Source organism: Sporosarcina sp. SAFN-015, from assembly GCF_059415085.1.
The window spans coordinates 47300-62006 of the sequence record NZ_JBPFDR010000011.1 but is presented as its reverse complement, the minus strand read 5'-3'; the positions used below and the strand labels follow the sequence as shown (position 1 = coordinate 62006).

Sequence of the window (14707 nt, the reverse complement as noted above, 5' to 3'; positions counted from 1 at the left end):
ACCCAGACCATAAGTGGTTTGGGTTCTCACATTAATTATCCTATATCTTACTTGTACAATTTCCCTTTATGCATCAACTTCCTGTTTTTCGGTAGTCTTGCAACCGCTTCTGCACTGCAGCTGGCATCGACAAATACAAAACTGGCCTCATCTCCAACCATCGGCCACACTTGTTCACCTTCATGATTCAAAGGTGTGACGCCTTTCGTAATCAAGCTTAAACTTTCGCGTAACGACCGTTCGCTTGATTTCCCTGTATAGTCACAGAAGTTATGTACTTTCTCCAAAACATCTCCAGGAACATAAGGGCTCCAAGAATCAAAAAAGCCGTCACAGCCTAACGCAACTTTAACGCCTGCCGCTCGCATAATATCAATTGGAATGAGCTGAGAGTTAATAGAAATAGGGATGGTAGACATAATCTCCACATTAAGCTCACTCATTTTCTTGGTAAATTGCCTTTGCATAGGAGGCGTCAATGTACTTAAACCAAATGCATGACTGAAAGCAGTGGATCCTTTAAAGTCTTGTTCTTTCACCATGTCCAGCCATTTATCCATCGTATAGAAACCTACTTGTCCTCTATCATGCAGATGCATGTCGACATCGACATCATACTCTTTCGCAATATCCATCGTGACTTGCAATGATTTTTCGATATCTTTATCAATGCCTGCAGGGTCCAGTCCTCCTAAGATCGTTGCACCAGATTCCAATGCTTGTCTTAGTAAGTCGGGCATTTCTTCATGAGCTAGCAAGCCATGTTGAGGAAACGCGACAATTTCATACGTTACATATTGATCATAAGCTTCCAGTGCTTTTTTAACGCCTTCTAAATTTTTCAATTTAATGAAGGGATCAATATTCACATGCGTTCGAATATGATTCACACCATTACTCAAGTGCAATTCAATCATGGCGGATGCTCTTTGTTCCGCTGTTTCAGCAAGTTCCTCCAACTCAGCAGCTTCAAAAGCCAATCGCTCGGATAAACTTTTTACAGGACGACAAGCCCTCCACCCTAATGAGAGATACGTTTTATCCAAATGATTATGCATATCTTTGAATGCAGGAAGCGCTAATTTCCCTTCCATATCAATTGCATCAGCATCTGGCACATTTTCAGTTGCGGGAATGATCGTCTGAATTCCTTCTTCCGAAACTTGAATATGAAACAAATCGGTTACGGTTTGAATGCTGCCATCTTCATACGTTGTTTCACCAATTTCCAGTCGAACGTTTCGTAGCCATGTGCTCATCGGAATTCCCCCTTAAGCTCTATCTCTTCTTCATGAATGATGTTCCCTTTTGAAATCACTGTCGAAATAGGGCACTGTCTAGCAATCATATGCGCGGAGCTCACTGCATCCACAAGTAGCGCATTGGCCGTATCCCCAACTTTTGGCCACTGTTGCTCGCCTTCGTCATTTAATGGTGTTAATCCGCCTGTAGCATATTTCAATGACTGTCCGATATGCCACTCGTCAATGTAGCCAAAACGTTGGATAAACTGATTTAATTTTTGTATCGTATCGCCGCTTCCAAAAGGAGACCAATGATCGATGAGGCTATCATGCCCAAAAGAAACTTTTACGCCACGATCATACATATACTTCACAGGGATTGTAATCGGGCCTGCGCCAATTGGAACCGTTGTTGTCACTCTAATATTATGTGCAGCCACTCGATCGATTAGATTGTCTAATGCTTGTGGTGGTAAATCTGCAAAAGCGAATGCGTGACTGAGAGTTACTTCTTTATTAAAAGATCTTCGTTCCATTTCATTCACAATCTGTAGGATTTCGAATTCACCTAAAGTGTTTCGGTCATGTAAATGAATGTCGATTGCAACATCGTATTTTTCAGCTAATTGAAAAGTAGTTTTTAAAACTTCCCCACTATTGCGATCCATTGAAGCAGGGTCCACCCCGCCAATATGGGTCGCTCCCATTTGTAATGCTTTTTCTAGGATTGTTAAAAATTCTGGTCCATTACGTAAAATACCATGTTGTGGGAATGCAACGATTTCATATGTAATTTGATCTTCATAACTTTCCAAAACACGCTTTACGATTTCCATATGTTTCGTCTCAATTTGCGGGTCAACGTTCACATGTGTACGAATATGTGTATGTCCGTTTTTTATATAATGTTGCACCATCGCATGTGCTCTCTCTTCAGCTACATCCAATTGTTTTGGCAATAAAGTCGCTTCTTCTTTTAAGCGAGTAAAAATACCCTCTGTTGCTGGAGTTGGCGCTTTCCATTCCCCACCGAAATATGTTTTATCAATATGTGTATGCATTTCTTTGAACGATGGAACGAGTAATTGGTTTTTGGCATCTATTACAACTGCATCGCTTGCTTCGATTGTTGGAGCTATTTCAACAAACTTTCCATTTTCGATCAATACATCAACTATTTTCGTTTCTGTCGCCGTGACAAACGTTTGATCATACAAATACCCTGTTTCCAAACGCACATTCTTTAGTAATAAAGTCAAAACAATCTCTCCCCTTTGATAAATCCATCCCTGGAGTTCAAAATAGAATGAAAACTCTCCCTAAAATGATAAACATAGTTTATCACGATAAAATTATTACGCACCTGCTTCTTTCAAAATACGTTCAATTTCTTTAAATCCACGTTTTTCCGCATGTTCTAATGGTGTAACTCCATCTCTATCAGTAATATTGACATCAGCACCATGGTCAACTAGTAATTGTACGATTTGTTGATAGTTCTCCCTTCCATTTCCTAAAATAACAGCCTCCAACAATGCAGTCCAATGTAAGTTATTAAGGTGATTCACGTCCGTGTCAGAGTTCTTTACAAGCTCTTCCACAATATCCACATGTCCTCGATCTGAAGCCGGAATGAGCGCAGTTCCACCAAAACGATTTGTAATTGTTGTGTCTGCACCAGCTTGAATAGCAAGCTTCACAATTTCAAGCAATCCTTCTGCTCCAGCATATAAAAGCACATTATCCTTATTGTTATTTTGAATGTTTATGTCTGCGCCTTGTTCGATAAGTACCTTAACTGTATCTACTTTGTTTTTTTGCGTCGCTGCCATTACGGCTGTAACGCCTTGGTTATTCTGCGCATTAATATTTGCTCCGTCTTCCAATAGTTCTAAAACGGTTTTTGTGTCTCCTTCTGCTGCTGCAGAGATTAGCTGTTGTTCCATAGCAGTTCCCTCCTCTTTATCTTGTATAGGTGAACTTTCCTCGGAGTTTGGAGCCGTGCTACATGCAGTAAGCATAACTACAAGGAAACTCATACATATCACTTTCAGCTTCAAAATAGCCCTGCACCTCCTATATCTCCATGTTATCATTAGGTTATTTATATGAAAAATATTAATAAAATTGGTTCTACTAACGTTTTGCATATACCTAATGAAAAGGATGTTAATGATGGATATTCGGCAACTGCGCTATTTCATTGCGATTGTAGAAGAAAGGAAGATTTCTGCCGCTGCTAAAAGACTTCATATGTCCCAACCGCCATTAAGCCAGCAATTGAAAGCGATGGAGAAGGAGCTCGGTTCAAAATTAGTCGAGCGAAGCGGAAAGTATTTGGAAGTGACAGAGGCAGGGAATGCTCTATACAAAAATGCTTTAGAAATAACTCAATTGTTGGAGAAAACGAAAACAGAAGTAATGGAAGTCGGTAAAGGCGTAAATGGAAGGCTCACGATTGGAGTCAACACCTTTTCTGTTCGCGGACTGCCTGAGGTTCTTGAGCAATTTCAAAAACAATTCCCGAAGATTACATATAAAATTCAACAAAATGAATCTTCACATCTTTGTCAATTAGTCAGGGACCGAATTGTGGAATTGGCAATTATCCGCTTGCCACTACCATTGGACGACTTTTCTGTACTTCATCTATGTAACGAGCCATTTTATTTCATTACCTCTAAAGAACTTCCATCATGTAATGAAGAAATATCACTTACTGATATTCAACAATATCCTCTCCTTTTTCCAAGTACAGAGGGATTAGGTGTACATTATTTAATTCTAGAAGCGTTTTCCCGATTTAGATTACAGCCTACTATTGTTGGGGAGTGCTCTGATATTAGTCTTTTAATGGATCTAGTGACAGCTGACTTTGCTGCATCAATTGTTCCAGAAACCTTACTTCATCGATTTGGAGGATATCCGATAAATGCTTATCGTATAGCAAGTGCAACCGAGTTGACTGGATCAGTCGGATTAATATGGCTCAAAGATCATAGCTTGTCTAAGGCGGCTCAAAATTTTATAGAGATGATACAGACTGTATAATGGTCTCCTCTTTATTAAATGAACTGCATTAAAAAACCCAATTTCTCCTTAATAAATCGAGAAATTGGGTTAAGTTTCAACGGTTCCGGTTTACGACTTGGTTGATCCAGTTTAAATCTGCGTCTAAATGGAATAACATGCCGGTGGTCAATAAATATTTCGTTTCGTCCCCCTCCAATAGAAATTCCGTTTTTAATTGGGTCAATTCCATCACTTCTTGAATGATTAACGTTTTCTGTTGCTCCAGCATCCGCTGTTCTTCATGGAACTGAATTTTGCGAGCACAACTCCATTTAAAGAAGAAATCCTCTTTTGTTGTGTTGTAAGGCACCGGCTCCAGCAACCACTTTTCCAATTCTTCCTTGCCTTTTGGCTCCAATTCGTATAACTTTCTCTCCTGATGATCTATTCCCGCCGAAGAGACAAGCTGATCGCGAATAAGACGATCCAAAGTCGTATAGATTTGACCCGGATTGATTTTTCCTTTCGTGCCAAGCAGGGAATCCAATTCTAACTTCAATTCATACCCATGATTTTTTTGCTTGTATAATAACGTTAAAATACCGTACTTGACTGACAATTTATCAACCTTCTTTGAGTAATGTTTGGATATCCATTTTACTTGCACTCTTACTGGAAATCCAGGCTGCGGCCAAGCTTAGCAAAACCCCTGCGACTATTGCTAGCAACATGTCACTATATGGCAGTTGGAAAGATAGAAACCCGTCCATCAGCTGTGATTTGCTTGTCAAAAAGATTAATAGGATACCTGTTGCCAGTCCTCCCACCACTCCTGCCAGTCCAATGAGCACGCCTTCAGCCAATATCATATTCCGTATCTGCTGTTTCGTAAACCCGAGGGCCCGCATCGTTCCAAGCTCCGATACGCGTTCCAACGTATTCATCAACAATGTATTTGCTGTACCGATACTAGCTAACCCGACGACGAGGACCAACATGACAACGAGAAGCTCGTTCATTCCCGAAATTGCGGAGCTTGTCGACTGTATTTCCTCCTCAACTGTTTCTACCTTGGAAAGGTGGCTACTAAAATCAGTCCATAATTGATCCCGTATTGTATCATACGACTCCTTATCTACGGACAGCAGCAAATCAAAACTGTTTGTCCATCCGAATACATCATTCATGACGAGAGCATCCATAAAAGCAACATAACCAGCATAATGCGATGTTTTCCCAACACCGATCACTTCAAAAGACTGTTTTCCGTTCGGGGTATTCAAGACAATACTTTCGCCAATTGTACCTCCCCACTCAGCAAAAGCTCGTTCGCCAAGCAGGACGGAAGGATTTTGCCGTAAACGATTAGTAATGTCCTTTTCCTGTTCGTGAGTATATATGGCAGGGCCGTTTTCCCATACCGCCAGAACGGAGAATTGCCTCATTTGCCCTTCAATCGTTTCCCATGTAATAGGATTTGCCTCAGCTAACGATTCAACATTTGTCACGCCACCATACGAAAGTATTTTTTCCATATCTTCAGCTGACCACGGCGCCTCTGATTTGACTCTCATATTTCCGCCATAAGTGCTTCTAATATCATTATCGATTCCTCTTGGTGCAGATTCTACTACAGCGCTTAACAACAAAATAACTGCTATACCAATGGCTAGGATAGCCGCTGTATTTCCATTTCGGTTTAATTGTTGCGTAACATTACGGGACGCCAATGTACCGGGATACTTATAAAAGGTAACAAACACCGGTTTCATGAGTGTACTGAGACCATTTAACAGGTACGGGAATAAAAGAATAGCTCCTGCGATAATCGCTGCATAGGAAACAGGGTGATCGATTGTTCCCAGTAAAAGGAGCGCGACGCCGAAAAACGCTTTTACATAATGCCGTTTCGATGTGGAAGTCGTACGATCTGCCATCTTCATTGTTAATAAGATTGAAGTCTTTCCCGCATAATAGATTGGGAAGAGAGAAAATACAATCGGAAATAACAAACCGATGAGAACACCTATTAATGAAGGCATTTCCCAATTCAATGTATAAACCATATCGAATTCAAATACTCCGAGAAGAGCTTTCATGAACAGATCTCCAAGCCAAATTCCAAGCGGTACGCCAATCGCAGTACCGATAAATGCCAATAGCGTCATTTCAATCAATACAAGCTTGGAAACGGAAGATTGCGTATAACCGAGACTTTTCATGATAGCAAATTCTTTTTTTCTCTCAATCACACTTGTGTAGATCATGTTAAAAACGATAAACCCACTTATGAAAATGGATAAACCGGCGATTAAATAGAAAAACGTGTAAAGCCCACCGATGTCATTGCTCTGTAAGTCATCCGCAACGACCGGTTCAATATATGCGCTCGTTCCTTGGAAGTTTTGCTGGAAAGTGTTAAAAAGTTCCTCTCCATCCCCTTCCACTTGAAATCGCATATAAGTGATTTCATCCTGTTTTCCAGTCCATTCTCTAAGTAATGAAAGAGGAGCCATTACACGAAAACTAGTCGATTCAGCCCGTTCCCAATTGGAGGGACTTGCTAGTAGTTGGGTGTACTCGACGATGGCGGAAATTTGTGCTTCCCCCATTCCGGTAAACTGAATTGTATCTCCGACACCCTTACCTAAAAGGTCTGCGACCGGTTCTGGGACGACGAGTCCTTCATTATCCAACTTACCTTCAATGACCGGAAGTGTTAGTAAAGGACTGCTTTGATCGCTCACCCCTGTAATTCGCACGGCCCTTTGACTGAGGGACCGATCATCCGCAAGCTCGAAGAAAGCTTGCTTATCAAGCGCAAGCAATGAGTTTGACACAATGGGTTCACGGAGGATAGGTGAAATCAGATCTTCAGGGAATGTATAGTCATCACTTAAAACCCAATAATCCGCATTCGCCACATACATTTGCTCATAGTAATCAAACACATCATCCGTCGTTTTGTCGGCAATTAACATGGACGTTACAAAAGCCGTTCCTAAAACCATCGCAAGTAAAGTGAAGAATAACCTTTTTTTGTTTTGCGTCATGTTACGCCATGAAATTCGCCAAATACTTAGCATAGTCACTATCCTCCCTAGAGATAACTTGATCGATGATTCCATCTTTAAAGAGAATGATGCGATCCGCAAATCCAGCCGCAAAAATATCATGAGTCACCATTACAATCGTTTGTTTGTTTTTACGATGAAAAGTGGACAGCAAAACGAGGATTTCCTCCGCCCTGGCTCGATCCAAATTCCCTGTCGGTTCATCAGCCAATAAAACGGTTGGGTGGTTCGCTAACGCTCGTGCAATCGCGACACGTTGCTGTTGGCCTCCACTTAAAAGATTCGCACGCTTGCCATTCAATCCTTCTAATCCAACAGATCGGGTTAACTCATGGATCCATTCAATGTTTTCTGGCGTTAGTTTTCCGTCTGCATGAAGGGGAAACGCTATATTTTCTTCGACCGTCAAGTTGGGAAGCAATTGATAATTTTGAAATACGAAGCCCAGTTTCTTTCTCCGGAAAACTGTTCGTTCCCTTTCCTTCATGTCATGTATTGGTGCATGATCGATTTCAATTTCTCCATCAGTCGGTACATCGAGACCTCCAAGCAATTGGAGCAACGTACTTTTTCCGGAGCCACTTGGTCCCATGATCGCTACGAATTCTCCCTCTTCAATATGTAAATTTACACCCTTTAACACTTGTGTTGGCTCTTGCCCATTCAAAAATTCTTTTTGTAGATTGCTAACTTTAATCATATGAATTCCTCCCATTCTCGATTTATTATATACTAAGTATATAGTTTGTCAAAGAGAAATAGTTGTATATCGCTAAAATTCATTAATTAACAGTTGGAACAACAATAAAAAACCCGATGAAATCATATACTAAGTACATATTTTCATCGGATCTAAATATGCTTTTGACAAATTTCAATTATTATTAAATCGATATCCAGAACCCAGATCGTTTCTAGAAATACTGGGTTTTTCGGATCGAATTCTATCTTTTCTCGCAGTCGTTTAATGTGAACAACAACGGTTGATGTATCACCAAATGAATCCAAGCCATTCTCCTTCAAATACTCAAAACCGCAAATTTGGAACAGATGCCAGAATGCCCTTTCCCTATAATTAGGTCGAGGGGGAAGATTATGAGAACATTCAACAAGAAAGATCCATATGCAGTTTACTTATTCACTTGCTTTTTATCACAACTGTTTTTCACTTTTATCTTTACCGTGAACTTGCTGTATCATGTACAAGTCGTGAAGCTCGATCCGCTTCAGCTCGTTTTGGTTGGGACCGTATTGGAGCTGACGGTTTTCCTATTTGAAATCCCGACCGGAGTAATTGCAGACGTCAAAAGCCGGAAGCTTTCACTCATCATCGGCTATTTCTTAATCGGATTCGGATTTATGATGGAAGGGATTTTCCCTTTATTTGCCGCTGTCATTTTCTCTCAAATCGCATGGGGCATCGGCTATACGTTTACAAGTGGGGCTCAACAGGCTTGGATTGCTGATGAAATCGGGGAAGAACGGGCGTCTCTTGCATTTATTAGAGGAGCGAAGTTTGGGAAACTTGGGCAAATCATTGCCATTCCTCTGAGTATATTGACGGGCTATTTTATGATTAACTTGCCCATCATTATAGGCGGCATCTGCATGCTTGGGCTCGCCGTTTACTTACTGTTTTTCATGGAAGAGAAGAACTTCAAACCGTTGCGGACAGGCGAAAGGGTTTCGGCGTGGAAAAGCATGAAAGGGAATATGAAAAAAATCGTTGTGTATGCCAAAGCGAGTTTCCTCATGAGAATGCTGCTTCTCATTGCATTGTTTATCGGATTGTACAGCGAAGGATTCGATCGTTTATGGATGACGCATTTTATTGAAGCGTCTTCTCTAGCTTCATTAACGAACGAAAAGTTAGTCCTGTTCATGGGCGGACTTCAATTCATTGTCGTCTTACTTTCGTTCACGGTGCTTCACTTTATGAACCGAAGCATGATCCATTTGAATTTGAGACATATTTACGTAGCCCTTTTCATAGGCAGTGCTCTTATAGTTGCTTCACTCATCGGCTTCGCATACTCAGCTCTTGTCGTCAGTTTGCTACTATTTTACGTCTTGGTCGAAGTGACAAGGCAAGTGATGTATCCGTTGGAGGATATTTGGCTGAATAAAATCATCCCCGATTCCTCGACACGTGCGACCTTCTTTTCGGTAAAAGGCCAAGTCGATGCCATCGGCCAAATTGGCGGCGGGCCGATCATTGGAGTGATCGCATCACGATTCGCAGTGAAAACCGCTATTGTCGCAAGCGCCTGCTTCGTCATGCCAGTTTTGTATCTGTATACGGTCGTCTTAAAAAAAGACAAGGTGTGAATGGATCACACTTTGTCTTTTTCTTTGATTGGCACATAAATTTCCATTGTGATTTTTTTGTACAGCCAGTGGTGGCACAGTTCATCATAGTACTCGAAATCATATCCTTGTTCATCGACTTCGTAAGACGATTGTGGCAGCCAATCCTCCAATATGAATTTCCATGTCCCTTTAATCGCCGGAACGAACCGCTCCACATCTACTGGTGGAATTTTAAATACGGCATATGTCGCGGGTTTTATTTGCAGCTTTGTAAGACCTTCTGGTAATTGGGCATCTTCATGATCACAATCGACTGCGAATAAATACGTGAATGAATCATTCATTTCCCGTTCATTCAGATTAACGCAATATTCCCCGTGCTTTTTCGGAGATAGCTTTTCATACAACATCGTTTCAATTGCCTCTTCTGGCGCGATGCGCTGATCCCAGAAAGCAGGGGCATCCCTCGTGTAAAATACGCTGTCGACCTTGCTTTCATATGTTTTACCAGCAATCGTAAAGCCGTCCTTCTGCACAATTTTCGGTTGCATCACAATGCCGCCGACTTCTTTTTGGCGCAAGTTCAGTAAATCCAGTTTCGGTGACAATGAAGTTGGACAATGCAGCCGGTATAAACTTGGAGGACTTCCAAAAACTCGTTTAAACGCTTTCGTAAATCCCGAATGGGTTTCAAATCCGTAGTCGAGAGCAATCTCTATCACTTTTTTACCGTTCACCAACTCGAATAATGCGTGCTGCAGCTTCCTTTTTACGACATAATCCATAACGGTATAGCCGATATGCTGATGAAAGATCCTGTAAAAATGGAAAGGTGAGTACCCGGTCATTTTCGCCAATTCTTCAGGTTTGATCTCTTCCTTTATATGTTCTTCAATCGTATCGATGACCTTTTGCAATAAATGTATATGTTGAATCGTAAACGCCGCCTTCATGAATGTTTGGTCTAGTATTCCTAATTATACGCGTTACGTGTCTTTGAACCAAATTCAGGTATGGGACGCTTATTTTGCAATAGGGTAGCTGCTCAAATACTGGAAAGAATAAGCCAATTTTCTCGCGAAGTCGAGAGGCGGCTCTACGGATTGGATGTGCATATACATGATCAATGGATTCGTGTAGAGCCAATGATTATGCAATGCACTAACGATCAGCCCTTGTTGCGTCAGAGATTGCATAAATGCCGGAATTTCTTCTTGGAGAACTGCTATTTCTACCAAGTTCAACGCCCGGCCATTTTGATCAAGTGACTCAAACGACACATTAGCGGGCATTACTTTGGTGCTCCCCTTCCCTTGAACTGTCGCGTGAAAAGCCCGGTGAAGCGATACTGTACAAACCCCTTTGTCCACCTTACTTTCTCCATTCAACATATCGCCAAATTGCTTACATAAATTTTCAATAGTAGCCACTGCCAATCCCCCTTACACGTTTTCACTATCCCTTTAGCGTACGAAACACTTTCCGAAAACGTGCCAAAATCCAGGTGCCTGTGCAGCACACATTTATGACAATTCACTAGAAATTATTTAAATACAGAAAGAAGTCAACCAAATGTTGATACGGTTGACTTCTCAATATATTTCATGCAATTGTAGCTTATAATTTGAATAGTGCACTGCACAGGCACCGACACAATTTATTTAAGCTTCAATGAAATGGAATTTGCTTCTTGCGTTACAACAATATCTTGTTGTTCTGTGCTTCCATCTGTATATTTCACAAGTACGTTGATGATTACGTCGTCAACTATTACATTATTACCGTCGTGAGGAATGGCAAGGGTATATTTATATTTATCCTGTTCATTATAGGCAACTGTGTACGTTCTCCCGATATTCCTTATACCTTCATATACACCTGAACCAGGTTCGCTAATAACAAAATTTATCTTTTCCGATCGTAACCATTCAGTGCCTGGATGCTTTTCAGATGTAAATGTAACATCTTCCACAAACTTGCCTTGGCTCATTGTATACGTAATTGACTCAATCTGTTCTCCAGTTATTTTAAGCATAACATCTGTAAAGATTAACCTATCTCCGTCACCGCCTATACTCATAATCCCCAATCTATCTTCAGTTGCTAATTCAATAGAAGCTTGTTCTGATGTAATCGTTGTATTCAGCTGATTCGCATCATCACTCAATGCATAAGCCGTGATTGCAAAATTTGCAACTTGGAGCTCACCATTTTTATTAAAATAAGGAATCCCCATCATGATTGCCAATAGGATCGCCAACGCACTTGCTATCGGAATCCACCTTTTAAAAAGCACTTGTCCCGATTTTCTCTTTCCCATATTCTCTTTCACACGTTCTTCCATAGCTTTTGACATTTCAATAGAGTTAACAGCATCTTTAATCTTCTCAAAGTCCATATTCATTCTCCTTTCGATACCTTTCTCGAAGCAGCTCTCGTCCCCGTTGTAATCGCTTTTTTACAGCGGATACTGTAATAGTAAGGATATTTGCTATTTCATCGACTTTATAGCCCTCCACATAATAAAGCAGCAATACAATTTTATGTCTATTTGGCAATTTCATAAGTTGATCGAGCAAGCCATAGTTCTCATCATCCTTGGAATATAGCTGCACATCACTGATATCCATATGTTTACGAATAAAATTGTACCTTCTCATATTCTTGCAGCGATTCGTCGCAATCGTGATCAACCACGCTTTCTCATGTTCTGAATCGTTGAAAGTCGGAGATTTCGTTAGATACGTAATAAAAGTATCTTGTACGACATCCTCCGCATCTTTCTCATTTGATAACATAACAAGACATATCCTAAACAGCATATTGCCGTATGTATCAACGATTCGCTCTACATCTAGTTCATCCGACCAAGCTACTTGTTGCAACATCCCTCAACCCCCTTTCACTACTAACACACTTGAAGATGCTCGTTGGTGACTTTTTTTAAAAACAATATGTATACCTTTCATTTCAAAGAATTAATTTCTCCATTTCCTTCATAAGTACTCTTCATACGTTCAGTTTATCTATATAAGCAAAAAAAAACCAACCGAGGCCGGCTGGTTTCTTCAATACCTTATTTAATGTTATCAACAAACTCATATAGTTTATCTAAAGACCATACATGGTGATTGCAATCCTCTGTATCTTGGCAAATGTAATTGCCTTTTTTCGTGTACGTGCCTGGAATTTCACCTTTTGTTTTTGTCATAAACATGCAGACATGCGTCAAGCGGTTGCAAATTGCGCATATTTGCTTGACGTTCATTTCATCGTAAGTGCCCAAAAGGCCAATCATGCCTTTTCGACTCGGCGCAATAATATATCTCTTTTTCGTTCCGATATCGTCAAAACTTAAAAAGGACATTTTCTTATAGTCCAAGCCATCTGCAGGCAGCTTCATTTTTTTCACTTTCGGGAATAGCTTTTTCAGCCTTTGCTCCGAAGGTTTGGTGAATGGCATGATAAAGGATTCCAAATCGGATAAGTATTGCTCTGCCTCTTCTTTATCCGCAATCTCTACAATTTTGTTAAGGATTTCTTTTTGCTCATCCGACACGTCTGTAAACAAATCCGTCACTTTTTCAATAGAAAGTGATTCAAGGGCGCCAATGACATGTTGGTCATTCACCGTTGCGTGGCCATTCACGAGTTGTTGTACTTGTCTTTTAATGAAATTATATTGATCGTTTCTTAGAAATTGTTCATTCTTCATTTCTGTTAGCTCCTTTGTTTTTGAGTACGTAAACAAAGCGCAAAGCGTTCAACTCAGAAATGGAAACCTTCCTATAGGCGATTAAACGTCCATTCGCCCCATGCAAAGTATCGCCTTTTCCTCATTCGGCTTTGCATGAGTTTTGTTAGAAGCTGGCAATGCCATTTGTTTTGCCATCTTCACATCACCTCCCGATATGTAGCCGTATCGATGCTACGTCAATTATGATACAGCTTTCTGTTTTTCGAGACAAGAATTTTTGTTGCACTCGCACTTCCGGGGCTATTTAAGAGGGATCTGCTTTCCTCTCCACTATTCCAAGAAAGTTCTTTCTGTAAGAGAACAGCAAATAGCCAAGAGCAATGACAAGCAGGACGGCGAGAAGTAGTAATGAATGATCGAGGAACAGATGGAGTAATAAGATGTTGACGACGATTGGAGTTAGTATTGCAATGGCCATTGGAATGAAGCGGTTTACTAGCAACAAGATCCCACAAATAACTTCTACTGATTTTTCTACGATGAGAAGATATGTAAATTCGAATAACGCCATTGCCTCAGGGCTCGTTGCGATGAACGGCTCCAAGCCGAAGATGACAAAGTAGCCGTTCAATCCTGCGACTAAAAAAACGATGCCTAAAAACAGCCGGCTTATATGCAAAGACACTTTTGCCAACTTGCACACCTCCTATCCCCTGAATTTAGGCGCTTTCCATGCTTCTTTATCCTACGAAGTGAAGTGCGAAAAGATGAACGTAAAGAAAGAGCCCATTATTTACTAAAAGTTGTCGCTATATTACTAGCGTAACGTAAATTTGCAATATGATTAGAGCTCTTCTCCCATTGACGCATGAGATTAAGTTGCCGGCTTTTGAGTTCTTCATCCGGCTCCGCAATCATCTCGATTTTATGAAACTTAGCTTCAAAAATAGCAGCATCCTTCATCTTTTGAAAAGCGCCAAATCCTAAATCGTCATTCAGCAACCAGACAACTCTTTGGATTTTCGCAAACAGAATTCCACCCGTACACATTGGACACGGCTCCAACGAACTATACAGTGTGAACGATTTATTATGTATTTTCGCGTCAAAGATCGCCTCTCCTGCATTGCGAATCACTTCAATTTCCGCATGCGCTGTAGCGTCTTTATACGTATGCACCCGATTTCGCCCCTTTGCAATGACGTTGAATTGATCATCCACGAGGATTGCCCCGACAGGATATGTATTCTCGTTTAGCGCTTGCTCTGCCTCTTCTAACGCCATTTGTAGAAACGCTTTATCTACGTCAGTAATCATTTTCAATCGACTCCTTTTACCATTTACTTCTGTGCGTTGGCTAGCAAATCCTG

Annotated in this window: 16 protein-coding genes; 2 read left to right on the top strand and 14 right to left on the bottom strand. The window is 40.8% G+C overall.

The features are described from left to right. Window positions 1–47: 47 nt before the first annotated feature. From ACR65H_RS16830 to ACR65H_RS16820, 3 genes are all read right to left on the bottom strand, one after another. Window positions 48–1259, bottom strand: a complete 1212-nt coding sequence (locus tag ACR65H_RS16830; RefSeq protein ID WP_440501874.1) for an amidohydrolase — start codon at window positions 1257–1259, stop codon at window positions 48–50. Continuing rightward, window positions 1256–2503, bottom strand: coding sequence for an amidohydrolase (locus tag ACR65H_RS16825; RefSeq protein WP_440501872.1), 1248 nt, complete (start codon window positions 2501–2503; stop codon window positions 1256–1258). The genes ACR65H_RS16830 and ACR65H_RS16825 overlap by 4 nt, the downstream gene beginning before the upstream one ends. Before the next feature lie 96 nt (window positions 2504–2599). After that, a complete protein-coding gene (locus tag ACR65H_RS16820) occupies window positions 2600–3190 on the bottom strand; it encodes an ankyrin repeat domain-containing protein (RefSeq protein ID WP_440501871.1) in 591 nt (196 codons plus the stop codon). Window positions 3191–3419: 229 nt separating this feature from the next. On the opposite strand from ACR65H_RS16820, the gene ACR65H_RS16815 reads away from it, so the two are divergent. Further along, a complete protein-coding gene (locus ACR65H_RS16815; RefSeq protein WP_440501869.1) occupies window positions 3420–4295 on the top strand; it encodes a LysR family transcriptional regulator in 876 nt (291 codons plus the stop codon). 76 nt (window positions 4296–4371) lie between these two features. Here the strand turns inward: ACR65H_RS16815 and ACR65H_RS16810 are convergent, their stop codons facing one another. The 4 genes from ACR65H_RS16810 to ACR65H_RS16795 all read right to left on the bottom strand — a co-directional run bounded on the left by ACR65H_RS16810 (window position 4372) and on the right by ACR65H_RS16795 (window position 8338). Beyond that, entirely contained in the window at window positions 4372–4875 is a 504-nt protein-coding gene (locus tag ACR65H_RS16810) for a PadR family transcriptional regulator (RefSeq protein WP_440501868.1), read from the bottom strand. 4 nt (window positions 4876–4879) lie between these two features. Next, entirely contained in the window at window positions 4880–7342 is a 2463-nt protein-coding gene (locus tag ACR65H_RS16805) for an FtsX-like permease family protein (RefSeq protein ID WP_440501866.1), read from the bottom strand. After that, window positions 7311–8030, bottom strand: coding sequence for an ABC transporter ATP-binding protein (locus ACR65H_RS16800; RefSeq protein ID WP_440501865.1), 720 nt, complete (start codon window positions 8028–8030; stop codon window positions 7311–7313). The genes ACR65H_RS16805 and ACR65H_RS16800 overlap by 32 nt, the downstream gene beginning before the upstream one ends. 152 nt (window positions 8031–8182) lie before the next feature. Then, window positions 8183–8338 carry a winged helix-turn-helix domain-containing protein gene (locus ACR65H_RS16795; protein ID WP_440501863.1) on the bottom strand — a complete coding sequence of 52 codons (156 nt, stop codon included), beginning with the start codon at window positions 8336–8338 and terminating at the stop codon, window positions 8183–8185. A gap of 87 nt (window positions 8339–8425) precedes the next feature. Here ACR65H_RS16795 and ACR65H_RS16790 point away from each other — a divergent pair, with 87 nt between their 5' ends. Beyond that, window positions 8426–9658 (top strand): MFS transporter, encoded by a 1233-nt coding sequence (locus tag ACR65H_RS16790; protein ID WP_440501862.1) that lies wholly within the window; start codon window positions 8426–8428, stop codon window positions 9656–9658. 5 nt (window positions 9659–9663) lie between these two features. On the opposite strand, the gene ACR65H_RS16785 is transcribed toward ACR65H_RS16790, so the two are convergent. From ACR65H_RS16785 to ACR65H_RS16755, 7 genes are all read right to left on the bottom strand, one after another. Next, window positions 9664–10593 (bottom strand): AraC family transcriptional regulator, encoded by a 930-nt coding sequence (locus tag ACR65H_RS16785; RefSeq protein ID WP_440501861.1) that lies wholly within the window; start codon window positions 10591–10593, stop codon window positions 9664–9666. A 69-nt stretch (window positions 10594–10662) separates the two neighbouring features. Continuing rightward, a complete protein-coding gene (locus ACR65H_RS16780; protein WP_440501898.1) occupies window positions 10663–11031 on the bottom strand; it encodes a DUF1259 domain-containing protein in 369 nt (122 codons plus the stop codon). A gap of 266 nt (window positions 11032–11297) precedes the next feature. Further along, the gene (locus tag ACR65H_RS16775) at window positions 11298–12038 is read right to left on the bottom strand and encodes a hypothetical protein (protein ID WP_440501859.1); all 741 of its coding nucleotides are present in this window, start codon (window positions 12036–12038) and stop codon (window positions 11298–11300) included. Continuing rightward, complete coding sequence (locus tag ACR65H_RS16770; protein WP_440501857.1) at window positions 12028–12528, bottom strand: RNA polymerase sigma factor; 501 nt, start codon at window positions 12526–12528, stop codon at window positions 12028–12030. Before ACR65H_RS16770 ends, ACR65H_RS16775 begins: the two co-directional genes overlap by 11 nt. A gap of 188 nt (window positions 12529–12716) precedes the next feature. Beyond that, a complete protein-coding gene (locus ACR65H_RS16765; protein WP_440501856.1) occupies window positions 12717–13355 on the bottom strand; it encodes a FusB/FusC family EF-G-binding protein in 639 nt (212 codons plus the stop codon). Window positions 13356–13641: 286 nt separating this feature from the next. Then, on the bottom strand, window positions 13642–14022 hold the full coding sequence (locus tag ACR65H_RS16760; protein WP_440501896.1) for a DoxX family membrane protein: 381 nt from the start codon (window positions 14020–14022) through the stop codon (window positions 13642–13644). A gap of 104 nt (window positions 14023–14126) precedes the next feature. Further along, a complete protein-coding gene (locus tag ACR65H_RS16755) occupies window positions 14127–14654 on the bottom strand; it encodes a nucleoside deaminase (protein WP_440501854.1) in 528 nt (175 codons plus the stop codon). Between the last annotated feature and the right edge of the window lie 53 nt (window positions 14655–14707).